This is a genomic window from Armatimonas rosea (assembly GCF_014202505.1).
GTDB lineage: Bacteria > Armatimonadota > Armatimonadia > Armatimonadales > Armatimonadaceae > Armatimonas > Armatimonas rosea.
The window spans coordinates 477,829-501,990 of record NZ_JACHGW010000001.1 but is presented as its reverse complement, the minus strand read 5'-3'; the positions used below and the strand labels follow the sequence as shown (position 1 = coordinate 501,990).

Annotated in this window: 19 protein-coding genes; 12 read left to right on the top strand and 7 right to left on the bottom strand. The window is 64.1% G+C overall.

Annotation, left to right across the window (positions count from 1 at the left end):
- Positions 1 to 23 precede the first annotated feature (23 nt).
- The gene (locus HNQ39_RS02200) at positions 24 to 1,481 is read right to left on the bottom strand and encodes a glycoside hydrolase family 44 protein (protein WP_184192319.1); all 1,458 of its coding nucleotides are present in this window, start codon (positions 1,479 to 1,481) and stop codon (positions 24 to 26) included.
- A gap of 17 nt (positions 1,482 to 1,498) precedes the next feature.
- Complete coding sequence (locus HNQ39_RS02195) at positions 1,499 to 4,180, bottom strand: hypothetical protein (protein ID WP_184192318.1); 2,682 nt, start codon at positions 4,178 to 4,180, stop codon at positions 1,499 to 1,501.
- Between the two features lie 74 nt (positions 4,181 to 4,254).
- Between HNQ39_RS02195 and HNQ39_RS02190 the strand changes: the two genes are divergently transcribed.
- The 5 genes from HNQ39_RS02190 to HNQ39_RS02170 are packed head-to-tail and all read left to right on the top strand — an operon-like array spanning position 4,255 to position 9,968.
- A complete protein-coding gene (locus tag HNQ39_RS02190) occupies positions 4,255 to 5,832 on the top strand; it encodes an NTP transferase domain-containing protein (RefSeq protein WP_184192317.1) in 1,578 nt (525 codons plus the stop codon).
- Positions 5,833 to 5,842: 10 nt separating this feature from the next.
- Positions 5,843 to 7,930, top strand: a complete 2,088-nt coding sequence (locus HNQ39_RS30480; protein WP_184192316.1) for a hypothetical protein — start codon at positions 5,843 to 5,845, stop codon at positions 7,928 to 7,930.
- Entirely contained in the window at positions 7,909 to 8,667 is a 759-nt protein-coding gene (locus HNQ39_RS02180) for a glycosyltransferase family 2 protein (RefSeq protein ID WP_184192315.1), read from the top strand. The genes HNQ39_RS30480 and HNQ39_RS02180 overlap by 22 nt, the downstream gene beginning before the upstream one ends.
- Entirely contained in the window at positions 8,633 to 9,223 is a 591-nt protein-coding gene (locus HNQ39_RS02175) for a PI-PLC domain-containing protein (RefSeq protein ID WP_184192314.1), read from the top strand. The genes HNQ39_RS02180 and HNQ39_RS02175 overlap by 35 nt, the downstream gene beginning before the upstream one ends.
- A gap of 25 nt (positions 9,224 to 9,248) precedes the next feature.
- Positions 9,249 to 9,968 carry a hypothetical protein gene (locus HNQ39_RS02170; protein WP_184192313.1) on the top strand — a complete coding sequence of 240 codons (720 nt, stop codon included), beginning with the start codon at positions 9,249 to 9,251 and terminating at the stop codon, positions 9,966 to 9,968.
- A 3-nt stretch (positions 9,969 to 9,971) separates the two neighbouring features.
- On the opposite strand, the gene HNQ39_RS02165 is transcribed toward HNQ39_RS02170, so the two are convergent.
- Both HNQ39_RS02165 and HNQ39_RS02160 read right to left on the bottom strand, forming a co-directional pair.
- Positions 9,972 to 10,634: an HAD family hydrolase gene (locus tag HNQ39_RS02165; RefSeq protein WP_184192312.1), complete on the bottom strand. Its 663-nt coding sequence runs from the start codon at positions 10,632 to 10,634 to the stop codon at positions 9,972 to 9,974.
- A gap of 18 nt (positions 10,635 to 10,652) precedes the next feature.
- The gene (locus HNQ39_RS02160) at positions 10,653 to 11,606 is read right to left on the bottom strand and encodes an ADP-ribosylglycohydrolase family protein (protein ID WP_184192311.1); all 954 of its coding nucleotides are present in this window, start codon (positions 11,604 to 11,606) and stop codon (positions 10,653 to 10,655) included.
- Between the two features lie 70 nt (positions 11,607 to 11,676).
- Between HNQ39_RS02160 and HNQ39_RS02155 the strand changes: the two genes are divergently transcribed.
- Positions 11,677 to 12,177 (top strand): GNAT family N-acetyltransferase, encoded by a 501-nt coding sequence (locus HNQ39_RS02155; RefSeq protein ID WP_184192310.1) that lies wholly within the window; start codon positions 11,677 to 11,679, stop codon positions 12,175 to 12,177.
- Here HNQ39_RS02155 and HNQ39_RS02150 read toward each other — a convergent pair.
- Complete coding sequence (locus HNQ39_RS02150; RefSeq protein ID WP_184192309.1) at positions 12,174 to 13,151, bottom strand: radical SAM protein; 978 nt, start codon at positions 13,149 to 13,151, stop codon at positions 12,174 to 12,176. The two genes, HNQ39_RS02155 and HNQ39_RS02150, sit on opposite strands and share 4 nt — an antisense overlap.
- A 52-nt stretch (positions 13,152 to 13,203) precedes the next feature.
- Here HNQ39_RS02150 and HNQ39_RS02145 point away from each other — a divergent pair, with 52 nt between their 5' ends.
- From HNQ39_RS02145 to HNQ39_RS02135, 3 genes are all read left to right on the top strand, one after another.
- Entirely contained in the window at positions 13,204 to 14,145 is a 942-nt protein-coding gene (locus tag HNQ39_RS02145; protein ID WP_184192308.1) for a UDP-glucuronic acid decarboxylase family protein, read from the top strand.
- Between the two features lie 105 nt (positions 14,146 to 14,250).
- Positions 14,251 to 15,816, top strand: a complete 1,566-nt coding sequence (locus tag HNQ39_RS02140) for a copper amine oxidase N-terminal domain-containing protein (RefSeq protein WP_184192307.1) — start codon at positions 14,251 to 14,253, stop codon at positions 15,814 to 15,816.
- A gap of 103 nt (positions 15,817 to 15,919) precedes the next feature.
- On the top strand, positions 15,920 to 16,921 hold the full coding sequence (locus HNQ39_RS02135) for an NAD-dependent epimerase/dehydratase family protein (protein WP_184192306.1): 1,002 nt from the start codon (positions 15,920 to 15,922) through the stop codon (positions 16,919 to 16,921).
- Positions 16,922 to 16,992: 71 nt separating this feature from the next.
- On the opposite strand, the gene HNQ39_RS02130 is transcribed toward HNQ39_RS02135, so the two are convergent.
- On the bottom strand, positions 16,993 to 18,087 hold the full coding sequence (locus HNQ39_RS02130; RefSeq protein ID WP_184192305.1) for a substrate-binding domain-containing protein: 1,095 nt from the start codon (positions 18,085 to 18,087) through the stop codon (positions 16,993 to 16,995).
- 55 nt (positions 18,088 to 18,142) lie between these two features.
- Between HNQ39_RS02130 and HNQ39_RS02125 the strand changes: the two genes are divergently transcribed.
- Entirely contained in the window at positions 18,143 to 19,261 is a 1,119-nt protein-coding gene (locus tag HNQ39_RS02125; RefSeq protein ID WP_184192304.1) for a tetratricopeptide repeat protein, read from the top strand.
- On the opposite strand, the gene HNQ39_RS02120 is transcribed toward HNQ39_RS02125, so the two are convergent.
- Positions 19,245 to 20,891 carry a CRTAC1 family protein gene (locus tag HNQ39_RS02120; RefSeq protein ID WP_184192303.1) on the bottom strand — a complete coding sequence of 549 codons (1,647 nt, stop codon included), beginning with the start codon at positions 20,889 to 20,891 and terminating at the stop codon, positions 19,245 to 19,247. The genes HNQ39_RS02125 and HNQ39_RS02120 overlap by 17 nt on opposite strands.
- A gap of 230 nt (positions 20,892 to 21,121) precedes the next feature.
- Here HNQ39_RS02120 and HNQ39_RS02115 point away from each other — a divergent pair, with 230 nt between their 5' ends.
- Positions 21,122 to 22,909 carry an AMP-dependent synthetase/ligase gene (locus HNQ39_RS02115; RefSeq protein ID WP_184192302.1) on the top strand — a complete coding sequence of 596 codons (1,788 nt, stop codon included), beginning with the start codon at positions 21,122 to 21,124 and terminating at the stop codon, positions 22,907 to 22,909.
- Positions 22,902 to 24,161, top strand: coding sequence for an MFS transporter (locus HNQ39_RS02110; RefSeq protein WP_184192301.1), 1,260 nt, complete (start codon positions 22,902 to 22,904; stop codon positions 24,159 to 24,161). Before HNQ39_RS02115 ends, HNQ39_RS02110 begins: the two co-directional genes overlap by 8 nt.
- The last annotated feature ends 1 nt before the right edge of the window (position 24,162 follow it).

The window sequence follows — 24,162 nt, the reverse complement described above, 5'->3', positions numbered from 1 at the left end:
GCCGTTCCAGCCATAATGAGGGGCTAGCGTAGCTCCAAAGTAACCAGGCTCAGCGCTGGGGCGGTGAGGAGCACCTTGCCGTCCTGGACTCCTGCGGGGAGGCTCGTTGCCTGGCCTAGGTTGTTGGCGGTGGTCACGGTCGCGGTCGCCACCTTGACGGTTGCTCCCTTGAGCGCGAGGGTAAAGGCGCGGGGCTGCTCGGTCTTGTTGAGGAGCACTACCCGCACGACACCGGGCTTCTTGCGACTACGCGCCGCATAGACCGAGTCCTCCGCAGGGGTCTCGCCCGTCACCTTCAGCCCGAGCTCACCAAAGCCCGCAAACGCTCTAAATCCCGCGAGCTGCGCCGTGTCCTTGGCGCTCATCCCCCAGATACAGGCGGCGTGGACCCCGTAGCGGCCGTAGACCCCCAGAACATCGGCCTGGGAGAGTGCGCCGCTGATCTCGTTGCGCCCGCCGTAGTGGTACTCCGTGATCGCCAGCTTCGTGCCGGGGTAGTGGGTCTCGATCTGTTTCAAGAGGCGCGGCAGGAGCGCGATGGGCTTCTTGCCCAGCGAGTCCGTGATCCAGCTCTTCTCCACATAGCTCGGGTCCCAGAGCGAGCGGGGGGCTTGAATCCGTGCCTCCGCATTGCCGGGCTTGTCCTCGGTGATGCGCCCGCCAGCGCCCTGGGCCTCGGGGTAGAAGTGGATGTCCAAATAATCTAGCAGCCGCTTGCCGGTCTTTTTCTCCGCGGCGTGCATGCCATCCAGGTAGAAGTCCAGAAAGTCCCGGTTGCCCGCATCGCTGGCGTCTTGGAAGCGCCGGAAGCCCTGCCAGCCGTAGCTCACGGGGCCGCAGACCTTGGCACGAGGCGCCACGGACTTTATCGCGGCGGTGTAGGCGATACTGCGCTCCAGAAACGCGGCGTAGGTCGGGGTCTTGGGGACAATGCGCGCGTGGGTGCCCGCCCAGATATCGGGCTCGTTGTCCAGCGCGTACCAGACCGTCCCCGCCCCCTTCTGCTTCTCCACCCACGCCACAAACTCATCCTGGTAGACCGCATCGTCCTGGGGATTCGGAGGATAGACAAGCTTCCCGGGCTTCTTGGGCAGGGAGCGCCGAAAGCGGGTCGCCAGGTAGTTGGGGGTCTGGTTGACATCGCCATCGCCCTTTTTGTCCGCCGCCACGTAGCCCGCCATCGGGACCGTCAAGATCGCGGTGGCACCGTGGCGCAGAGCACCCTCCAGGAAGACCCGTGTCGTGTGGCCTGCTTCGTCGGTCTTGTCCAAGTACGCATCGTTCTGGTGCTTCCAGTCCGAGCCGGCGTTGCTGGCGTTGGTCTCCCAGTTGTAGGCGGTCATCCGGTTTCCCCCCTGGCGCGCAAGAGGAACGGTGAGCCCACGCATCCCGCTCCAGTCGGGGAAGTTCACTCCGTAGATCAGTGGGGAGATCGGATAGGTCTCGGTGACATTGATGGTGATACGGGCGGTCTTCTGCATGGCTCCCTTACTACCATCTAATCCGGGGAATCTGCAATTTTTGTGGCGGCGTACATCGCCCCGAGAGCCATCAGGAGCAAGATGCCACTCACCAGAAATCCCTTCCCCCAGGCGGGCTCGTAGCGCAGGGTAAGTGCCTGGGCTCCCGTAGGCACGGCGACACGCACCCGGTCCCAGCTGTCTTTCGTGCTCGGGACACGCTTGCCATCGACATAGGCATGGAGCTGCTCGCGCGCCAGAAAGTTCACCGTCAGGGTCCCTGCGGCGCTTCCTCCCAGCGTGACCCGCACTCCCTCAGCGGTTAGGGCGATAGGCAGCGCGCGCTCCGGGGCTCCTTCGACAAAGGCGAGTGGGTCGTACCCGGAGAGCTCGCGCACCTGTGTGTGCCGTGTGGCCTTGTGCAGTCTCCCGTTGTCCTTCAGGGCCTTCTCAAGCGCATAGATGCCCTTGATCTCCTTGTAGCCCTCTGTCAGCAAGGCCCAGCGCACCCCGTAGCGGCGCAGGGCGGTCAGGGGCTCGACCAGTGGGGTTGGGTCGAAGTCCTGGCGAGCCCGGGGGGCGGCGGTATTGGCATAGAGGCGATCCGCGAGGCGCACGTTCAGCGGAGACTTCGCCACCAGGGGGTCGTAGCCCTCCAGCATCGGCACGCCATAGACAGTCGCGAAGTTCTGGCTCAGGCCCGCCACCAAGCCAGGGTCCCTCCACTCCGGGAGCCAGGGAGCCAGCGCCATGCTCCGCTGCAGGGGCACACGAGGATCGAGCACCAAGGCACGCACCGACTCGGGCAGGGGCGCGTACGGAGCATCTGGCAGGGTTAAGACGGGCTGGGAGACAAAGGCATTGTAGGCAAGCAGTGCCGGGGTTAGGATCGTCAGCAGACGCTCGTGTGTCTGGGGATGGCGCTGTAGACGGAGCCAGCGCTCGATCATCAGTGCCCCGCCCAGCCCGCAGAACAGCGCCACAAGCGGTAGAAACTTCCAGCTATGCTGAAACTTATTGAAGACGGGCAAGAGCACCAGGAGCTGCGAGATTCCCCCACACTCCCCCAGGCAGATCGCCAGGGCCAGCGCCCCGCAGAGTAGCCAGACATTCGCGCCTACCAAGCGTCGGCTCCAGCAAAACCAGCTCGGCGAGAGGAGCCCCAGAAACGCGGTCCCCAGGAGAAACGGACCACAGAAGTACAGCGGTGAGAAGTTCGCCAGGTGCTTCCAAGGCCCTGTGGTCATCCACATGCCGGGCATGGCAACCTTGACCAAGGGAGTCGGGAGGAGCATCGCAAAGAGCCCCGGAAGGACCCCCGCCTTGATGTTGGCACTGCGCCGGATCCCCACAACCTCCATGCTCTGGACAATCAGGAGCGGGGCGGCGATCGCAAGCCCCACCAGCAGCGCCGCCACGATCCAGCAGAGCCGCCCCCGCACCAGCTGGCCCGTCCGCTGCCACAGGAGCAGCAGACAGGCAGCACATAAGAGCGTGTAGATCCACATCTGGGCGTTGCCCGCGTGAAAGTACAGGCCGAGCACCAGCCCCGTACGCAGCGGCCAGCCGACGGTCAAGGGCTTGGGGTCGGTGAGGGGCAGGAGCGCGAGCAGGAGCAGGGGAGTCCAGAGCGCCACGGGTCCCATGTAAAACCAGCAGCGGGTGTAGACCACAAAGTAGCCACACAGCACAAACGACAGGGCGACACAGAGCGCCAGCGCGGGCCGGAGCCCCAGGCGTCGCGCGAGACTAAAGGTCGCCAGGTACCCCAGGGCGAGATGAAGCACCTCAAAGAGATCGAGGGTGAGGTAGGTATCGTGGAAGAGCCAGCGTGCCACGGCGTAGCAGAGATATGTCGGCGGGTAGGTCAAGGCATAGGTTCCCACACTGGCAGTCGGGCTTCCCATGAGCTCGAAGGGGTTGTAGGTGGGAAAGATCCCCCGAAAGAGGCTCTCACAGCCCTGGAGAATCACGGGCAAGAACTGGGTGATATTGTCGTCGTGGACAAACCCGTAGCGCTTACCGTGCACCAGCAACACCAGAGAGCCCCCGAGACAGGCGAGCCCTCCCAGCCGGTAGACGCGCTCTGTCGCCGTCGGATACGCCCGCGCGGGACGTTGCCTAAGACAGAGGTGCAGGATCCGCAGGGGGCGCTGGAGCCTTGGCGCGAGCCACTCGCTCAGCCAAACCAGGCCAAACCCGACCCCCAAAAGCGCCAGCGCCTGCGCCCCTACCTCCCCGTACGGAGTGAGCTCGGGGCCGTTGAGAGTGCCAAAAGTGCCTCGCAGGCGGGGCGGGGAGTCCAGGGCAACCAGCGGCGACGGATGCCCGGTCGGTTTGGGAACCGGTGTCCAGGTCGTGGCGAGTGTCGCTGTGTCGGTCTCCAAGAGCACGCGCCCCGCGCAGGTCACGGTCAGAGGAAGCTTTTTTTGGAGGACGGCCGGGGGTAGATAGATCCGCAGGGTCTGGGTCTTGTAGAGAAACGCCTGCCGCCAGCGCGTGGTGCCATCCAGGTGAGCCAAGGGAGTCGCCTCTCCCAGAGCCGAGAGCGCAAACACCTGAACCTGGGGGTCCTCTTGTGGTGAGAGCCCCGTAATGTTCAGATCCACCGAGAGTGTCCCCTCCCCATCGTCCGTAATGATCTGGACACGAATCGCCAGGAAGACCAGGACAAAGCTGACCAGCAGGAGGAGTTTCTGCCGTAGGGAGTGGGGTTTCACCTCCGTATTTTTGGCAGGAAAGTTCTTCGGCTAGAGCCTGAAGATAATACGAGCGAGCAACCGATAAAAAACAGATGCAAATCGTAATTCCCCTCTCCGGCCAGGGTAGCCGTTTTCAGCGCGCGGGCTACACGGCGCTCAAGCCGCTGATCGAGGTCGAGGGCATGCCCATGATCGAGCATGTCGTGCGGATGTTCCCCGGCGAGAGCGACTTTCTGTTTATCTGTGGCCAAGATGCCCTGGAGACCATCCCTGCGCTCCGCCCGACCCTGGAGCGCCTCGCCCCCCAGGGCAAGATTGTCGGGATCGCGCCGCATAAGCGCGGCCCGGTCTGGGCGGCCCTGCAAGCGGCGGCATGGATCAAGGACGACCAGCCCGTGGTGCTGAACTACACGGACTTCTCGGTGGGCTGGGACTACGCGGACTTTAAAGCCACGATGGAGCGCGAGAACCCCGCCGGCTGTGTCACCGCCTACCGCGGCTTCCACCCCCACTCCCTCGGGCCGAATCTCTACGCCTATCTGCGCCACGACGAAGCCACGCTCCAGATGCGGGAGATTCAGGAGAAGCACTGCTTCACCGAAAACCGCCTGCAGGAGTTTGCATCGTCGGGGACCTACTACTTCCGCTCCGGGGCGCTGCTCAAGGCGACGTTCCATGAGGCGGTCGAGCGCGACCTGAGCACCAACGGCGAGTTCTACGCCAGCATGCCCTTTAATCTCCTGGTCGAGAAAGACGAGCCCGTGCGGGTCTACGAGCTAGAGCACTTTCTCCAGTGGGGCACCCCCGAGGACCTGGAAGAGTACCTGGCGTGGTCGCGCTACTTTAGCCACTACGCCGAGAAAGACGGCTGGGCGCCCGAGCTCGCGGAGATGCCTGGCACCAATCTTATCCCCATGGCCGGCGCGGGGATGCGCTTTGCCCAGGAGGGCTACAAGGTCGCCAAGCCGCTCGTGCCGGTCGATGGGACTCCCATGATTGCCCGTGCCCTGCGCTCGCTGCCCGCCGCCAAGCACTGGATCGCCGCCTGCCGCACCGAGCACCTGACCAGCTCTTGCCTGGCGGAGTACATGGGCCAGGACGGCCGCAACCTGACACTCCTGCCGGTCGAGACACTCACCGAGGGGCAGGCCTGCACCTGCCTGCTAGCGCGCGAGCAGATCGACCCGGAGGCACCGCTGCTGATCGCCCCCTGCGATGCCGCCTTTGTCTACGATGCCCTGCACTACGACATGCTGACCCGCAGCGCCAGCGGCCCGGACTGCCTGATCTGGACCTTCCAGAACCACCCGCACGCCAACCGCAACCCCAAACAGTACGGCTGGGTGGCGCTCGATGAGACCACCGGCAACGCCAAGACGGTCCTCTGCAAGCAGGCCCCCGACGGCGACATTCGGCAGGCGCACGGGGTGATCGGGGCGTTCTGGTTTAGGAAAGCCAAGTACTTCTTCGCCGCCGCCGATGCGCTGATCGCCCAGAACCTGCGGGTCAACGGCGAGTTCTATGTGGACTCCAGCATCAATCTATTGTTAGAGCAAGGCCACACCGCGCAGGTCTTCCCCGTGGAGCACTACCTCTGCTTCGGGGTCCCCGACGATGTGCGCACCTACGACTACTGGGCGGGCTACTTCGCCCAGCGAGCCCGAGCCTAGACCGATGCCCGTGCGTAGCCACCTGTTCTGGGGTGTCCTGGTTGTCAAGCTCCTGCTGGGGACGCTGTTCGCGTCGCACTACCTGCGGGAGCTGTTTATCCCGTTTGTCAACTACTACGTCCTCTCGGGCTACCAGGACCCCTACCAGCACTTTATGGCGCAGGGGCGCACCGATCTTTTTCCCTACAACCCCCTGATGCTCTACGCGCTCGCCGTGCCACGCCAGCTCTTTGCGGCGCTGCTCCCCGGCGGGGTTGAGACCGTCAGCTTTGGCCACCTCCTGGTCTTTCGGCTTCCGCTGCTGGCCTGCGACCTGGCGATCCTGAGCGTGCTGCTCTCGTGGTTTCCGCGGGAGAAGTCCCGTGTGCTCTGGCTCTACTGGTGCAACCCCCTCGTGCTCTACATCTGCTACTGGCACGGACAGCTCGATATCATCCCCACCGCGCTCTTTCTCTGCGCCCTACGCGGCCTGCGCCAGGAGCGCTACCAGAGCGCGGCGCTCTGGCTGGGGTTTGCGCTGGCGACCAAGGCGCACCTGCTGGCCGCCGCGCCGTTCTTCTTTATCTATGTCGCGCAGAAAAAAGGCTGGCAGAGCACGGCACGCTACGTCGTGATCGCGCTGGCGGTGCTGGTGGTCTGCCTCTTCCCCTTTGTGGGCCATCCCGCGTTCCGGCAGATGGTCTTTGGCACCGAGGAGAGCCGCCGCCTGCTCGCCTTTCGCCTGCCGGTCGGAGGAGACTTGGGACAGGGCATCCTGCTCGCGCCGCTGGTGATTCTCTTGCTCTGCGTGCGCTTCTTCTGCTACCCGAAGCGCAACTGGGACCTGCTGCTGGTCTACCTGAACCTGGTCTTTGCGACTCTGGTGTTGTTGGTGCCGCCGCGCCCGGCCTACATCCTCTGGAGCACCCCGTTTCTGATCGCCGTGCTCTGCCGCCAGCCGCGCAAGTACGGCCTGCCCTACGCCCTGCTGATCGTGGGCTACTTCCTCAACTTCCTGCTCGGCCCCCAGTCCGATGCGCTGGAGTCGCTCGCGCTGGTCGCTCCCGCGTGGGCAGCGCAGCAGACCAGCCTGACCCATGCGCTCTGCGGCAACACGCTCTGGCCGAGCCTCTCGTTCACGATCTTCGAGGCGGGGCTCGCCGGGGTGATGCTCTCCAGCTACCTCTTCGGGGTCCGCAGCAACCAGGTCTACCGGGACCGCAACCGCCCCGTACTGATCGGGCTGGCGGGCGACAGCGGCTCGGGCAAGGACACGCTCACCCATGGGATAGAGCGGCTGATCGGGGCGGAGCAACTGGAGGTGATCGCCGGCGACGACTACCACAAGTGGCCGCGTGGGCACGAGTCCTGGAAGACCTACTCCCACCTTGATGTCCGCGCCAACAACCTGCACCAGCAGGTGGAGCACGCCCTCGCGCTGGCGTCTGAGAACACGATCTACAAGCCGCACTACGACCACGCGACCGGCCGCTTCACCGAGGAGCAGGCCGTGGCCCCCAAGCCCTTTATCTTGTTCCAGGGCCTGCACTCCCTCTCGCTCCTGCAGCTCCGCGCGCTCTACGACCTGCGTATCTTCTTGGACCCGCAAGAGGACGTCCGCCGCCTCTGGAAGGTCCAGCGCGACAAGGCCGAGCGCGGCTACTCCACCGAGCAGGTGCTGGCCCAGCTCGACAAGCGCGCGGCGGACCGAGAGAAGTATATTCTGGCGCAGCGGGAGCTCGCGGACCTGATTGTCTCCTGGCGCACCCTGGAGCCGCTCCGCCCCGGCGACTACAACACCAACCCGCCGCTCTGCCTGCATGTCCAGGCGCTCAATAGCTTCAACTTCTCGGGGCTGGTGGAGCTGCTCGGCGCGACCGGGATCGGCATCCGCCACTACGAGCCCTTTATCGACGGCCGCTGGCAGGAGCTGGAGCTGGAGGGGACCATCTCCGCCGAGGCGCTCACCGAGCTGGCCGCCCAGCTGATCCCCAACCCCGATGAGCTCAGCGCAAGCTTCCACTTTGAGGACGGGCTAGAGGGCTGCACCCAGCTGATCTTCCTGCTCTGCCTGTCATCGCGCTTGAAGGTTTCCCAATGGATGACTCCCTCCCACTAAGTATCGTGCTTCCCTGCTACAACGAGGCGGGGAACCTGCCCAAGATCTACGCCGTGCTGAGCGAGATTCTCACGCACCAGCCCGGTGTTGAGGTCTTGCTGGTCAATAACGGCTCCACGGACCGCTCCGCCGCGGTCTTTGCGGAGCTCCAGGCGACCCACACGCTCCCCATTCGGGTGGTCGAGATCGCCCAGAACCAGGGCTACGGCCACGGGATTCTCACGGGAGTCCGCGCCGCGCGGGGGGAGTTTATCGCCTGGTCCCACGCCGACCTGCAGACCGACCCACGCGATATCCTCGCCGCCTACGAGAAGCTACTCCAGAGCGCACACCCCGAGAAGACCGTGGTCAAGGGCCGCCGCAAGAACCGGCCGCTCGTCGACGAGTTCTTCACCGCGGGGATGGCCTGGCTCTCCAGCGCGGCGCTGGGGCAGTGGCTCCACGACATCAACGCCCAGCCCAAGCTCTTCCCACGCAGTTTTGTCCCCCTCCTCGACCACGCCCCCACGGACTTCTCGCTCGACCTGTTCTTCCTCTACGAAGCCAAGACACGCGGCTACACGGTCCTTGAGCAAGAGGTTGTCTTTGGAAAGCGGGAGCACGGCGAGGCCAAGGGCGGCGGGACGATGAAGGGCAAGGTCAAGCTCATCAAGCGCACCCTCGCCTATATCTTCGCGCTCCGCAGAACACTCAAAACCAGCCATGGAAATCGTCGTACATCGCATCAACACCATTGAGGGCCTCAAGAGCGTCCCGACACACTTCGGCGCGGAGATCGATCTTCGGGCCCGTGGGAGCGAGCTCTACCTGCACCACGATGCGTTTCGTGAGAGAGAGGCCGATGCCTTCGTGGACTATCTCGAAACCTACCGCCACGGCCTGCTCGTGCTCAATATCAAGGAGGCGGGAATCGAGACCGAGGTGCTGCGGCTCGTGCGGGAGCGCGGGATCGAGCGCTATTTTCTGCTGGATGTGGAGTTTCCCTATCTCTACCGCGCCAGCCGCCAGGGGGAGCGTGCAATTGCGGTGCGGTACTCCGAGGACGAGAGCATCGAGACGGCGCTAGCCTACAAAGAGCGCGTGGACTGGGTCTGGATCGACAGCAACACCCGCCTGCCGCTCGACGAAACAGTGAAAACGCAGCTCAGCGGTCTCAAGACCTGCCTCGTCTGCCCCGAGCGCTGGGGCCGCCCGCAGGACATCCCCGCCTACAAGTTCCAGCTGGCCATGCTCGACTTTCGTCTAGATGCGGTCATGACCAGCCTAGCATGCGCCCCCCTCTGGCAGGCATAATTCGGTCTAGAGAGGAACCAAAACAATGGGATTCTACGATCATCGCTGCTCCATTACGGGGATTAGCCTGCGCTACGAAAAGGCAGTTATGGTGTTGTTGTTCCCGTTCGAGGGGCACTTCAGCCCATTCACTCTGGGAATCAAAGGCACCTACAATCGTCTGGGAGCAATTGATAGGATTGAGGAAGACAGTCACACAAAGCTTGTTGTAGACTTCTTTCTGGCCCATCTTGGGACGGGTGAGTTTCAGCTAGACAAGGAGTTTTTTCAGGGAGAGCGGTATTACCCCATTCAGACCCTGGAGGACTTGCTTTGCTGTATCGAACGCAATGTGACTATAGGTCATGTTGTACTTTGGAAAGGGCAACCCATACCGTACTGCCTCATCAGCCGAACCGTCTGGGATGCGATCGTGGGCTCTGAGACACTCGCGCCGGAACTGACAACCAAGGCAATCTATACATCACTCTTTCCCGAATCTTCTCCTGCGCGTTTGCTCTATCAGAACTTGCCTGATTCCATGGACACGCACGTTCACGAACTAGCCGCCATCCAGCAGTTTTTGGGTCGCCGAAAACAGACCTGGCAGCCTGTTGACGAGCCAGAGCAGCACTACGAGGAAATTGAGGAGTTTCTCGCCGAGGCCCGCAAAGCCTTTGCGGATACCCCCGCACTGTTTGGAGCCTTTGCTGATCTAGAAACGCATCTCCGGGATCTGGGTGTGATAGAGACAGATACTGTTTAGCCCCTACCATTTTGTGGCGGCATGTAGCCTGTCCCAAAAGCCCTTATCGGTGCGGTCCCGCCAGAGAAAGGTCAGGCCGCGTGCCTCGGCGACACCTCGGTCGCGCTTGGGGTCATCGCCGATAAACCAGACACCGGGGCCGGGGGCGATCCCAAACCGCGCGAGAGCCTCATCGACGCCGCGTGGGTCGGGCTTGACGGCCCCCACTTCCTCCGCCGTGACAAGATAGGTCACAGAATCCGCGATACTCAGGGTCTGGAGCTTGCGGAGCTGCTGCTCGGTGGTGAAGTCCGTGACCCACGCGGTCGGGACGCCGGCATCGCGCCAGAGGGAGAGCAGCTCACGCACGCCCGGATCGAGCTGCATCGCCGCGTGGTAGCCGTCCCAGTAGGCCTTGTAGAGCGCCAGGCTCGCCGTAGGTGCCGTGCGCCCCAGCCGGTTCTCCAGCAAGCGCTTGAAGTAGAGCAAGCGGCAGTGCGCCGCGCCCGTATCGGCGATGGCGTGCTTTGCCTGCTCCCGCGCCTCGGCGTAGGCCGCCCGAAACTCTGCTTCGTCGGAGAGCTCACTCACGAGAAACGCTGCCTTCAGGCCTGCTTCGTGGCAGGGCGCGTAGGCATAGACCGTGTTGTCGATATCCAGCAAGATCGCGGCGGGCTTAGAGAGCATGGGGGAATGATACCCGAGCTAGTAGGGAGGAAAGAGCCGCCGGAAGCCGTGGAAGAGGACGATGGGCCAGAGGAGGGTGTGGGTCGCCAGCCAGAAATTCCGGTCGGGGCGCTGGGGGGTGCGGCTGGCGGCGACCTCGGCGCACTGGCGGGCGAGCTTCGCGATGCGCTGCTCGCTCCACCACGGCTCGATCAAGCCGGCGAGCCAGTCGGTGGGGATGCCGTCGCGGCCCACCCATGCCCCGACCAGCCCGCCCACAATCGCGGCCACGGTGTCGGTGTCGCCGCCCAAGGCCACTGTCTCGATCACAGCGTCGCGAAGATTGTCGGGGTGGCGTGCGGTGAGCGCGAGCGCGGCTGCAACGGTGTGGACGATGTAGCCAGAGACCGGCCTCCCCCAGCTCGCACAGCTCGCTACCCCCTCCGGCAATCGCTCGTTCCTCGCTGCGAAGGGGGAGGAAGTGGTTGCTCTGGCAATGGCGAGGGCGCCTTCTTCGGCCTGGGGGTCGGTGTGGGTGAGGCGGGTGGAGACACGCACGAGGGCACGCAGGCGGGTGTCGTCGGGATCGGCGGCGCAGAACAGCCCGATAATCGGGGCGCGCATCGCCGGGCCGTTGCCTGCGGAGAAGACGCCGGCGTTTTTGTAGGAGAAGCCCACCAGCAGCTTCAGGCAGGCACGCGCCGTGGCGAGGCCCACGCCGGGCGGCAGGCTCAGAAACCAGAGCCGTAGACGGCACGCCAGCTCCCGGCCAAAGCGCTCGGGCTCGCCTCCCGAGGCAACCAGCGCCTGGGCGGTCATGAGAGCGTGCGCGGTATCGTCGCTGACAAAGCCACGCCCCAAGAAAAGCCGGTGCTGCGTGAGCGGGCCAAAGAGCCGCTGCGCCCGCTCGGGGGCGAGGCCCTCGACGGGTAGCCCGATCGCATCCCCGACCGCGGCTCCTAATAAACAGCCCATAAACTTGTTTTCATCCATACCACACCAACGAAATTTACGAGGTTCCGGTTACGCTCTGGCACGAGGCTTGCTCTAGGGGACTTGCTATATGGTCTCGCCACTCTCGGGTCTTCTTGTGCGTCCCCTCACCCCCGCAGACTCCGCCCTGCTCTCTGAGGCACTCTACCACTCTCTCTACACCTCACCTGGCGAGCCTCCCCTGCCCCGTGAGCTCTTGCTCCTGCCAGAGCTGGCACGCTACACCGAGGGCTGGGGGCAGCGCTTTGGGGACCAGGGGATGCTGGCTTGGAGGACCCCCCAGACCAGTATCGGGGCGGCCTGGCTGCGCCTCTTCTCGCACGATGCACCCGGCTACGGCTATGTCGATGACCTCACCCCGGAGCTGGTGGTCTCCGTGCAGCCTGCCTGGCGCGGCTTTGGGGTCGGGACCCAGCTAATCTTGGCGACCCTGGAGCAGGCACGCCCCCAGTTTCCCGCGGTGAGCCTGAGTGTTACCCCCGGCAACCCCGCTGTCCGCCTCTACGAGCGCCTTGGCTTTGAGATTGTCCGTGTTGGCCCCAACGATATCACCATGCGCCGCGCCCTCTAGGTTCCGTTGCGGTTGAGGGCTCGGATGCGCTCCACACAGGCCCGGTCGGCAGCGGTGCGGACAAAGGGCTCGATATCCCAGAGATCGGCGGTGACCCGCATCGTCGTGCTCAGGCTCTGGCCGTAGCGCAGGCAGGTCTCAACACTGACCAGGTTTGGGGGAGCGTAGTGGCCCTGTGCGGCCAGCGCCTCCAGGGCGCCATTGCCCGCCCGCACGGGGAGCAGCGCCGCAAAGGTCGCGCCGCACGCCGCCGCAGTGTCTAGGGAGCGGCAGCCCCACGCGACGCCCTCTTCCTCGCTCAGAAACGGCGGGCGCACCAGCAGAAACACCCGAAGCGCGATTGCATTCTCCGCCAGAAACGCCGCCGCGGCCTGGAACTCCTCGACCGTCATGCGCTTATTGAGTTTTTCGAGAGCCTGCGGGTGGACCGTCTCTAGCCCAATCGCCACCTCAAGCGTTGCGGGTGCGATCGCGGCTTGAAAGGCCAGCACCCGCGCGGCGTGGGCGCCCCGCAGAAACGCCGTGTGGCTCTCCACAATCACCCGGTCGAACGGCTTGGCCGCAGCCGCGATAGCCGCGTAGTCCTCGACCGGCACTTGTCCTGGGTCGAAGAAGCTCCCCGCGTTGTAGAGCTTCAGCGCATACCGCCTAGATTCCCCACACCCAGAGGGTACCCGGCGGGGGCTAGGGGGCTGGAGGCTCGCGAGCTGGGCGGCGATAGCACCAGGTGCGGTGGGCGTGTCGAGCGTGTCCTGCCAGAGGTCACACATCAAGCAGCGGAAGGCGCACTCCCGGTTGGTCAGCAGCAGCGTGTGGCACTCCCAGAGCGTCCCATCGGGGCCGGGCTCCTCCTCGACAAAGCAGCCGTAGGGCCGCGTGGGGTCGTGGGTCTTTTTGGGGCCGCGGCGCTCCAGGATCCAGCGCGTTCGCTCGGCGGGGAGCTCCGGGTAGGGCGTGAGAGGGAGCGGGGTCATGGGCGCATTTTATCGCGGTAGAATAGGGTAAGTTTTTTCCAAGAGGATTTTTATGCCCCGTTCTGTCGTTACTGGAGGTGCAGGCTTCCTGCCCTCCCATCTGTGTGACCGTCTGCTGGCCGAAGGCCACGAGGTGGTTGCGCTCGATAACTTTCTCACCGGCTCTTCCGACAATATCGCGCACCTGAAAGACAACCCCAAGTTTACGTTTATCGAGCAGGATGTCTGCCAGCCCTACGAGCTCGACGGGGATGTCGATTTTGTCTTTCACATGGCCTCGCCCGCGTCGCCGGTGGACTTCACGACCAAGGCGATCGAGATCATGATGGTCAATAGCGAGGGGACCCACCAGTCGCTCAAGCTCGCGCTGGCGAAGAGTGCGGTCTTTCTCATGGCCTCGACCAGCGAGGTCTACGGCGACCCGCTGGTGCACCCGCAGCCCGAGGAGTACTGGGGCAATGTCAACCCCATCGGTATCCGCGGGGTCTACGATGAGTCCAAGCGCTTCTCGGAGGCGCTGATCATGGCCTACCGGCGCTTTAAGGGAGTCGATACCAAGATCTTCCGCATCTTCAACACCTACGGGCCGCGGATGCGCCTCGACGATGGCCGGGTGGTGCCCAACTTTATCGGGCAGGCCCTGCGCGGCGACAATATCACGGTCTACGGCACTGGTACCCAGACCCGCAGCTTCTGCTATGTCGCGGACCTTGTCGATGGCATCTACCGGCTCTCGCAGGCTCCCAAGGAGGTCTCCGGGCCGATCAACCTGGGCAACCCCACGGAGCGCACCATGCTGGAGTTTGCGCAGGAGATCAAGCGCCTCACCGAGTCCGAGAGCGCGATTGTCTACGAGGAGCTCAAGACCGCCGACGATCCCAAGCAGCGCCGGCCTGACAACACCAAGGCCCGTGAGATTCTCGGCTGGGAGCCCAAAGTGAGCCTGGAAGACGGCCTCCGCGCGACGATCGAGTACTTCAAGGGGAAAGTCTAGTACCGAAGTTACCGATACTCTCTTGACAGCAGGATAGCCCTTGTGTTATCCTGCCAACAGTTTTTCTGTCTCTCTTAGATAGAGACAAGATACGAGGACAAACCTATGGCAATCCGACGGCTCGGCGGCGTGGCGGCGCTCGGCGTTCCCACAGCCCTATCGCTTCTGATGGCTGCACAGACTCCGGTTCTGGCACAGTCTTCTGCAACCCGTGGCTCCGCTGCGGACCTGCGCGTTCTTACCCCTCTCAATGGCGAGATCATTGGTGCGGGCTCTTTCAAGCTGGACTTCTCCTTCAAGAGCCGCTCCGCCTCCCCGATCACCCGTGTCGAGCTCTATGTCGATGGCGTGCAGTGGGCGGGTCGCAACCTGGATACCCCTAGCCTAGGCAATGTCCTGACCTTCGACGTGGACGGCTCCACTCTCACCGAGGGCGCACACACGTTCCAGGTCAAGGTGACCAACAAGGCGGGGATGACCACCACAACCGATGTCCAGGTGATTGCCCAGAGCAAGACCAGCGCCCCCGCAAGCACCGAGACGGCCGCCACTCCCGCGACCGCAACCGGTGCTCCCCAGATGACCTTCCGTGCCCTTCCCTCCAAGCGCGTGATGGGAACGGTCGAGGTCGGGCTGGATGTCAAGACCGCTCCGGGCCAGAACCCCTATGTCTCGTTCTACGTGGACAAGCAGTTCAAGGTCCTGAAGAACTACCCCCCCTACTCGTTCCTCTTCGACACGACCACGGTGAGCAATGGCAAGCATATCATTGAGGCCACGGGCTACCTGGAGTCGTCCAATGCCGCCACCACCCAGCGCATGGAGGTGATGGTCGACAACCTCGGAGGAAACACCGAGCGCGCCACCGAGATCAAGGACCTCAATAGCAAGCCCGCCGCCACCAAGACTGCGGAGCCCCAGCTCGCCACGGTTCCGGGTGCTCTTGCCGCCGCCGTGCGCGTCGCCTCCGGCCTCAAGCCGATCACGCCCAGCCTGCCCGGTATCACCGGCACCCGCTCGGTCGAGCCCAAGGTCACCACCAAGGTAGCCGTCGCCCCGGCCAGCCGCAACCACTCCTCCGTGGTGCGTGAGGCAGGAGCCGCTCAGCCGGTCGCGCTGGGTCTGCATGCGCCCCAGGTTGCCGCCACGACAGTCGCAGGTCGCCCGAACCCCACTGCCCCCGGTGCCTTCGCCGGAATCGCCGCTCAGGCCGTGAAGACCAGCAGCCTGATGGTGCCCCACCGCAGTGTCAAGGCCACGCCCCGCGCCAGCGCCGCTAAGCCGGTTCTCTCCAGCGCCCTGCCCAATGAGTTTGGCAAGAAGCTGATGGTTGCCTTCGATGGCAGCGCGATCAACTTCGATGTCGAGCCCCGGATTGAGGCGGGCATCCCGCTGGCCCCGTTCCGCCAGATCTTCGAGCACACCGGTGGCCAGGTCATGTGGGCCCCCGATGCCAAGACAGTCCGCGCCCTCAACGCCGACCGCGAGGTCGTCATCAAGGTCGGGAACCCCACCGCGACCGTCAACGGGCAGAGCGTCAACATGGAGCGCACGTCGTTTATCGACCGTGGCCGCACCATTGTCCCGCTGAGCTTCGTGGGTAAGGCGCTCGATGTGGACGTGGACTTCGATCCCGCCACCGGTAAGCTGACCATTACCAGCAAGAAATAATTCTTCACAAAAAAGCCCTAGTATTGCAATGCAGTACTAGGGCTTTTTTGTTTCTAAGCCAATGATAAGGTTATCCAACCACTCTCCCTCGTACTAGGAAACCATGAACTTACTGATTCTTGGCGGGACGCTCTTTCTGGGCCGCCACTTGGCAGATGCGGCACTCAGCCGTGGCCATACCCTCACCCTCTTTCACCGTGGCAAGACCAACCCTGGGCTCTTTCCGCAAGTCACGGAGATCTTAGGGGACCGCACGCAAGACGATGACCTCGCGCAGCTAGACGGGCGGCACTTCGATGCCGTGATCGATACCTGTGGCTACGTCCCCCGCATCGTCCGACAGAGCGCCCAGCGGCTCGTGGGCAAGGCGGAGCGCTATTGTTTTATCTCGTCGGTCTCGGTCTACCCCAACTGGCCGGATACGTCCACGGATGAGGACTCTCCCGTGGGCACGCTCGACGATCCCACGGTGGAGCAGGTGACGGGCGAGACCTACGGCCCGCTCAAGGCGCTCTGTGAGCAAGAGGCGCAAGCCGCCTTCCCCGACGCCGCACTGATCGTCCGGCCGGGCCTGATCGTCGGGCCGCACGATCCGTCGGATCGCTTCACCTACTGGCCCCACCGGGTCGCGCAGGGCGGCGAGATTCTTGCCCCAGCGGCGGCAGAGCTCCCCACGCAGTGGATCGATGTGCGCGACCTCGCGGAGTGGACCATTCGTATGCTGGAGCTGGGCCGCACGGGAGTCTACAACGCCGACGGCCCCGTGGTGAGCCTCGGGCAGCTTCTGGCGACGTGTTTTCTGGCAAGTGGCGCTCAGGGCAGTGTGACCTACGCCGACGAGACCTTCTTGCAGGAGCAGGGAGTCAAGCCCTGGTTGGAGCTCCCGCTCTGGATTCCGGGGGTCTTTGGCAAGAAAGAGAGCAGCGCTACCCGGACCCAGCGCGCCAACCTCGCCGGGCTCACCTACCGCACCGCGCTAGAGACCGTCCGCGATACCCTTCTCTGGGACCAGGGACGCGCGACGGAAAACGCCTGGAAAAACACACTCACGCCCGAGAAAGAAGCCGCGGTCCTCGCGGCGTGGCACGAAAAATCGGCCCCCTGACCCCCACAAGTGGGGGAAATAGAAGGAAAAACCTCTTATTTCCCCCATTCATGGGGGCCAGGGGGCCGTTATTAAAAGTCGAACTTGTCGACGTTGTCCTTGGTAAAGATCGTCGGATCGGCGACCATGATCTTATTGAGCTCCCCGATCTCACGCTCGCCCATCGCACCGACCTTGATCTTCTGGCCCTTCTCCGCCTTCGCCTCCCCCTTGGCAAGCGCGAGGCAGACATAGGCTGAGACCGTCCCCATGTCCACGGGGCTCCAGAGCATGATCTCGGGGGTGACTCCGTCCTTGATGAAGCTCCGCATCTGGTTGGGCAGCCCTAGGCCAAAGACCCGCACGCCGCCGTTCTTGGCGTTCGGTCCACCGGGATAGACCCCGCGCTGCTGCGCCACCTTCGCCGCCGCCGAGACCCCGACGGTCGTGGGGGCGATCACGCCCTTGAGGTTGGGGAACTTGGTCAGCAGCCCCTCCATCTCGGTCGCGCTCTTCTCGGGTTTGTCGTCGCCAAAGACCGTCGCCACCAGCGGCATCTTAGCGTACTTCGGGTCTTTCCACGCCGCGTTCATCTGCTCCACCCAGAGCTTCTGGTTGGGGGCATCGCTGGTCGCGGAGAGGATCGCTACCTCGCCCTCATAGTTGATTCCCTTGCCCATGGTCTCCAGGATGGTCGCGCCGAACTTGGAGAAGTCCGTGGCAAAGATGCCCACATCGCGGTGGGTCTCGTTGCCCGTCAGGTCCGCGTCCACGGTCACGACCTTGACGCCCTTTGCCCGAATCTCATCGAGGGTGCCATTGAGCGCATCGATCGAGTTGGCCGCGATACAGATCACGTTCGCCCCGCGCTGGACCTCGTCCTTGATGTAGCTGATCTGGTTGGTCGCCTCGGCCTGTGCGGGGCCGGTCATCGAGAACTCCGCGCCCTCTTTCTCACAGACCTCTTTCATTCCCTTGGCAATCGCATCAAAGTACGGATTGCCGACATTCTTGGGGATAAAGACCACCTTGATCTTCTTGCCATCGCCACCCGCCGGCTTGGTTGCATCCGCAGGCTTTGTCGCCCCTGTCGCATCCCCGCCCGCCTTGGGCTCCTCAGGCTTACAGCCCGTCATCAGTGCCAGTGCCGCCAGCGGCACCAAAGAGAGTAGTGTTCGTCGTTTCATGTCAGCTAATTCGTGCTTGACACAGGAGAATCCTCCCGTGTAGGATGCGGGCACGATGCGAACGATCCCTACAGTGCTCCTGGGAGCCGCGGCCTTGGGGCTAGGCTGTCGTGCGCCACAGCCGGCCCCGAGTCCCTCGCCCGCGCCGGTGCGCCAGAAGACCGAGCTCTACCCCGTGGGGGACCTGCCCGCGGCGGCGCAGGAGAAGGCGACGGCGCTCTCCGCGGCGGAGAACCGCACACAGGCGGCGGCTCTGGTTGCCGCACTGGAGCCGCTGGCGGGTCGCTCTGCCGATCTCTCGGACCTTCTCGCGAGCGCGTGCAATTGGATCGGGGCGGTGGACAAGGCGCTCCCGCTGGCACGGCAGGCGGTGCGGCTCGCCCCGCAGTCCGCCCGGCTCCAGCTTCACCTCGGCCAGCTTGAGCAGCAGCTCGGCTACTCGATTCCCGCCGAGGAGCATCTGCGCACCGCCGCGACCCTGGCCCCCGATGCGCCGGAGGTGCACCTCGCCCTCGCACGCTTTAAGGAGCGCGAGCTCCATACGGTCGAGGCGGAGCGCGAGTACCGGGAAGCAACGGCCATCGACCCGCAGGACCCGGGGCTCTGGGGCTATCTTGCGGAGAACCTCCTGCGGCAACAAAAATACGACGATGCCCGGAAAGCGCTCGCCGAGGCGGACCGCTTCGCCCCCGATGCTCCGCCCGGGCTGGTACAACGAGCGCTGATCGCCCGCGACGAGGCACGGAGCGGCAGGGGCGACCGCGCAGAAAAATGGAAAGAGGCCGACGGCTACCTGGAGAAGTGCCTGAGTCTCGCGCCCGGCTACCCGTCGGCGCTCTTTGTGCGGGGAACCCTCCAGCAGGACCGCGGCGACGATACCGGGGCGCGAGCCTCGCTGGAGGCCGCACTGGTTGCTGCACCCCAGCTCGATGGTCTCAAGACCCAGCTCGGGCAGGTGCTGGTGCGTCTGGGGGAGCAGAAGCGGGGACTGGAGCTGCTAGCGCAGAGCCGCCAGGCCCAGGAGCACAAGGATGCGCTGGAGCGACTGGTCAGCCGGGTGGCGATGCAGCCCAAGGACCAAGCGCGGCGCAAGGCCCTGATCGCCTGGTGCCTGAGCCACGGCGAGCCCGCACGCGCCCGGCTGGAGCAGGTCGAGCTTACGGCTCCTCGGTGACAGCCAGATAGCGGTCGAGGGCGGGCACTTCGATGCTCTGCTTCTTGCCCGACGGCCACCGTACGGTCAGGCCCGTGATCTTCGAGGCGCTTCCCAGCCCAAAGTGCACCCGTGGGTCCGAGCTAGAGAGGTAGGAGCCATCGGCGTGGCAGTGCCGCACCCGCTTTGTCCCGCCCTCGAGCTCCAGAGTCACCACCGCGCCATAGCCGCTGCGGTTGCTCTTGCGCCCCTGGAGCGCCAGCCCGAGCCAGTGCCCCCGCGAGGGGACCTCGTTGTGGAGCAGGAGCGGCTTGCCCGCGGAGTCCACGAGGAGCAGGTCCAGGGCACCGTCGTTGTCGTAGTCCCCCACGGCCAGGCCGCGGCCCACGAGCGGGGTCTGAAAACCAGGACCTCCCTGCGCACCGACCTCCACAAAGCGCCCTTGCTGGTTGTGAAAGAGCTGGCTGGGCTGGCGGTAGTGGGTCTTGGCATCGAGCGCCTCCACATTGTCTTGCACATGGCCGTTGGTAAAGGCCAGGTCCAGCCAGCCGTCGTTGTCGTAGTCCAGGAAGTGGCAGCCAAAGGCGACAAAGGGCTGCGTGGCGGCCCCGATTCCGGTGTTGTAGCCCTGGTCCACAAAGTGCTTCCCCTGCTCGTTGTGGTAGAGCGAGTTGGGCTCGTAGCGGAAGGTCGCCACCGCGAGATCGAGCCAGCCATCGTTGTCGTAGTCGCCCCAGTCGAGGCCCATGCCGGCGTGGAGCTTGCCATCGTTGTCGTAGGCCACCCCGACCGCATCGGCGACATTTGTAAAGCGTCCTCCAGCGGGCACGAGCAAGTCGCCGGGGGCTTCGTCGTTGGCAAAGGCGATCCCTGGCTGACCGTTCGCCTGAAAGTCCGCCGCCGCCACCCCGAGGCCCCGCCCCCGCGTGAGCGTCTGTGCCAGGCTAGTGAGAGAGGCGTCTTCGAAGCGCCCCGCCCCCCGGTTGCGGAAAAACGCGGCGGTCAGGGGCTCGTACTCCCGCGGGCCACAGGCGGCCAGCAGGGTCTTTCCCTGGGCATCCCGAAAGTCGCAGAGGGGCCGGGCACCGTGGGCGGGGTCGAAGTCCACGTAGTTGGCGACCATCAGGTCCAGCCGCCCCGAGCCGGGCACGGTCTCCACCCACGCCGCCGCGGTTCCCCAGGGCTGGGGCTTCAGCCCCGCGCTCACGGTGACCTCCCGAAAGCCCTTGCCGCTGTCGTTGTGGAGCAAGGCACCGCCCTGAAAGGCACTGAGATAGAGATCGGGGTAGCCATCGCTGTCGTAGTCCCCCACGGCGCAGCCCAGAAACTCCCCCTTGAGCTCCGGGAGCGCCACGGCGGTAAAGTGCCCCTTGCCATCGCCTTGGAACAGCCCACAGGGTGCCCCGACCAGAAGGATATCTAGGTTGCCGTCGGCGTTGAAATCAAGGAATGCCGCGCCATTGCCGATGGTCTCGCGCAGGTTCAGCGGCGAGCGCTGCGGCGGACTCCAGCGGTAGCGCACGCCCACCGCCTCGGCGACCTCGCGAAAGTAGGGAGCGCCGGTCGGGCTTGGCGGTCCGTGGGGCTGGGTACAGCCCGCGCCCAGTGCCAAGAGCGCCAGAGTAGCCCGAACGGGAAGTCCTGGTTTCATGGGGGCATTTTACCTACGTTTTCTAGGACTGGGGAGTGGAAAAAACGGGACAAATGCCTTGCGCGCCGCAGCACCGGCTCGGCCTAAACTCTAGGGCATGGAAACACTCCTTTTCAACGTACTGATAAAGTGGGCGCTGAGCGGAGCCGCTCTTCTTACGCTCGCCTGGCTGGGGGCGGCAGGGTTTTGCCGCCACGATGGCTAACTTTGGTAGACAAGAGGACGATGCAATGACAGAGCAGACACTGACACGATTTTTTCAGAGTACAGTCGCGGCGCACGGGAGCGCGGTGGCGATGCGCTACCGGGAGAACCGCGAGTGGCACGACATTACCTACGCCGAGCTCGCCGCGCGCGTCGAGGCAATCGCTGCGGGCCTCAAGAGCCTGGGCGTGGGGCACGGAGACCGGGTGGCGATCTATGCCGAGAACCAGCCCAACTGGGTCATCACCGACCTGGCCTGCCACGCCCTCGGCGCGATCAATGCGTCGATCTACCCCACGCTCCCTCCCCCACAAGTGGCCTTTATAGTCAACGACAGCACGGCCAAGGTCCTGATCGCGGGCAACGCCAAGCTGCTCGCCAACGCCAGAATTGCCCAAGCGGAGTGCCCCAGCCTCAGCCAGCTCGTGGTCATGGGGAGTGTCGCCGATGGCGATGCGCTCTCGTTTACCCAGCTTGAGGAGCGCGGCAAGACCCACCCCTTCGGCCCCGGCGAGTACGAGGCGAGCTGGAAGGGTGTGCAGCCCGACGATATCGCATCGCTGATCTACACGTCGGGGACCACGGGCGATCCCAAGGGCGCGATGCTCACCCACAAGAACTTCACCAGCAACGCCATCAATGGGCTGGCGCTCTTCTCCAAGGGCGGCGTGACGATCACCGCCGACGATACCTTTCTGTCGTTCTTGCCGCTCTCGCACTCGTTTGAGCGCATTGGGTGCTACCTGGCGATTGGCTCGGGTGCCACCACGGCCTACTCCGAGGGGGTCAAGACCCTCGCCGATGAGATGAAGACAGTCCAGCCGACCGTCATGCTCTGTGTTCCGCGGCTCTGGGAGATGATGCAGGAGCGGGTCCTAGCGGCGGCGGAGAAGGCGGGCGAGATGCGCTTTGCGATCTTCACCAAGTCTCTGGAGGCCGCGAAAGAGTGCATCCGCGAGGAGCAGGCGGGGCGGCACCCCAGCATGGCGCTCAATATCCAGCGGGCCACGGGCGAGAAGCTAGTCTTCCCCAAGATCCGCGAGGAGTTCGGCGGCAAGTTCCGGCTCCTGGTCTCGGGCGGCGCGGCGCTCAACCCGGAGACCGCGCTCTTCTGGCGGGCGCTGGGCATGAACTTAGTGGAGGGCTACGGCCTCACCGAGACATCGCCGGTGATCTCGATCAACCCCGGCCACGCGGCGCGGATCGGGACGGTCGGGCAGGTCATCAACGAGGGCGAGGTCAAGATCGCCCCCGACGGCGAGATCTGCTACCGCGGCCCCAATGTGATGAAGGGCTACTGGAAGAACGAGCAAGCGACTCGGGACATGATCGACGACGAAGGCTGGCTGCACACGGGCGATATCGGGACCCTCAGCGCCGATGGCTACCTCAAGATCACGGACCGCAAGAAAGATATCATTGTCCTGGCCAACGGCAAGAATGTCTCGCCGGTGCCCATCGAGACCAAGATCAAAAACTCTCCGTTTATCACCGAGGTCGTGCTGATCGGGGATAAGCAAAACACGATCACCGCGCTGGTTGTGCCCAATAAAGAGAAGCTCCGCGAGGCGGGCTTCACCGAGGCCGATGACAACGCCCTGCTGGCGCTCCCTGAGGTGAAGAAGAAGATTAAGTCCGAGATCGACGCCCACTCTACCGCCCTCGCCGACTTTGAGAAGATCAAGAAGTTCACGCTCATCAACGCGGTCTTCTCGATCGACACCGGCGAGCTGACCCCCACGCTCAAGGTGAAGCGTAAGGTAATCTTGCAAAAATGGGCCAAGGAAGTCGCCGAGCTGCGTGGCGATGAGTAAGCCAACCTTTCAAGACAAGCCTTTTTGGTATCTTGGAACGGGTGCCTACTGGTTTGTCACGAGCCTGAAGTGGTTCGTGCTCTTCTTGCTCCAGCCGCTTCAGGTGGCGGAGCTCGTGCCGGGTGGGGAGAAAAACGGCTCCTGGGGGATGATTGTCGCCATTGGGGCCTTTGAAGCAATGATCGGCCCGGCGCTGATGGGCTGGCTCTCCGACCGTACAAGAACCCGCTTTGGTCGCCGCCGTCCTTTTCTGGCGATCGGGGCCGCGCTCACCAGTGTCGCACTCCTGTTGCTCGGGCAGGCGAACTCGCTGGCCTTTATGGCGATTGCCTATCTGTTTCTCCAGGTCTCCGACGATGTCGCGACCGGGCCCTACGCCGCGCTGATCTACGACCAGGTGCCAGAGGACCACCGGGGTAAGGCAAGTGGGATTCTGAGCATGCTCCAGCTGGTCGCGCAGATTGTGGCGGTGGGAATCGGGCTGGGGCTAGGCAAGATCGCGCTGATCTATCTCGCGGTGGCGGTGATCAACATTCTCTGCGCCGCGCTCACGCTTGCGATCTGGCACGAGCCTGCTGTCCCGGAGCTACGTCAGGAAGAGGGGCTTCCCGCGCTTCCCAAGCTCTCGCTGAAGTCTTGGACCGAGCCCTTTCGCTCACCGGACTTTCGCTGGGTCTGGCTGGCGCGCTTTCTGGTCGCATTTGGCTTCTACTTGGTCCTTCTGTATGTCAGCAACTACCTCAGGGACCGTGTTCACAGCCTGACCCTCTTTGGGCTGGACCTGAAAGAGCCCAAGAACGGTGCGCTGGCGGCGGCGCTGGCGATCTCCCTCTCGGGAGCGATTGGCTCGGGGATTGCGGCTAAGCTGGTCGATACGGTCGGGCGGAAAAAAACCATCGGAATCTGTGGCTGGGTGATGGCGGCGGCGCTGGTTCCCTTTGCCCTGATCCCCAACTTCACCCTGATCTTCTGCGTGGCGCTTGTCTTCGGGCTGGCCTACGGGGTCTACCTCTCCGCCTCCTACGCCCTTGCCGCCGATGTGCTCCCCAACCCCGATGATGCCGCAAAGGACATGGGAATCTGGCAGGCGAGTGTCTCCACGCCGCAGGTGCTCACCGGGATTGTGGGCTTACTGGTCGATGCAGGCAACCGGCTCAGTCCGGGGCAAGGCTACACAGGCGCGTTCTTGCTCTCGTCGGCCGCGTTTCTCACCGGCTGCCTCTTGGTTCAGAAGGTTCAAGCCTCGCGATAAA

Coding starts and splice junctions, on each gene's coding strand:
- HNQ39_RS02200 (WP_184192319.1), bottom strand. CDS start 1,481: ATGCAGAAGACCGCCCGTATCACCATCAATGTCACCGAGACCTATCCG.
- HNQ39_RS02180 (WP_184192315.1), top strand. CDS start 7,909: ATGGATGACTCCCTCCCACTAAGTATCGTGCTTCCCTGCTACAACGAG.
- HNQ39_RS02165 (WP_184192312.1), bottom strand. CDS start 10,634: ATGCTCTCTAAGCCCGCCGCGATCTTGCTGGATATCGACAACACGGTC.
- HNQ39_RS02110 (WP_184192301.1), top strand. CDS start 22,902: ATGAGTAAGCCAACCTTTCAAGACAAGCCTTTTTGGTATCTTGGAACG.
- HNQ39_RS02150 (WP_184192309.1), bottom strand. CDS start 13,151: ATGACCCCGCTCCCTCTCACGCCCTACCCGGAGCTCCCCGCCGAGCGA.
- HNQ39_RS02140 (WP_184192307.1), top strand. CDS start 14,251: ATGGCAATCCGACGGCTCGGCGGCGTGGCGGCGCTCGGCGTTCCCACA.
- HNQ39_RS02175 (WP_184192314.1), top strand. CDS start 8,633: ATGGAAATCGTCGTACATCGCATCAACACCATTGAGGGCCTCAAGAGC.
- HNQ39_RS02170 (WP_184192313.1), top strand. CDS start 9,249: ATGGGATTCTACGATCATCGCTGCTCCATTACGGGGATTAGCCTGCGC.
- HNQ39_RS02135 (WP_184192306.1), top strand. CDS start 15,920: ATGAACTTACTGATTCTTGGCGGGACGCTCTTTCTGGGCCGCCACTTG.
- HNQ39_RS02160 (WP_184192311.1), bottom strand. CDS start 11,606: ATGGATGAAAACAAGTTTATGGGCTGTTTATTAGGAGCCGCGGTCGGG.
- HNQ39_RS02145 (WP_184192308.1), top strand. CDS start 13,204: ATGCCCCGTTCTGTCGTTACTGGAGGTGCAGGCTTCCTGCCCTCCCAT.
- HNQ39_RS02155 (WP_184192310.1), top strand. CDS start 11,677: ATGGTCTCGCCACTCTCGGGTCTTCTTGTGCGTCCCCTCACCCCCGCA.
- HNQ39_RS02130 (WP_184192305.1), bottom strand. CDS start 18,087: ATGAAACGACGAACACTACTCTCTTTGGTGCCGCTGGCGGCACTGGCA.
- HNQ39_RS02190 (WP_184192317.1), top strand. CDS start 4,255: ATGCAAATCGTAATTCCCCTCTCCGGCCAGGGTAGCCGTTTTCAGCGC.
- HNQ39_RS02125 (WP_184192304.1), top strand. CDS start 18,143: ATGCGAACGATCCCTACAGTGCTCCTGGGAGCCGCGGCCTTGGGGCTA.
- HNQ39_RS02120 (WP_184192303.1), bottom strand. CDS start 20,891: ATGAAACCAGGACTTCCCGTTCGGGCTACTCTGGCGCTCTTGGCACTG.
- HNQ39_RS02115 (WP_184192302.1), top strand. CDS start 21,122: ATGACAGAGCAGACACTGACACGATTTTTTCAGAGTACAGTCGCGGCG.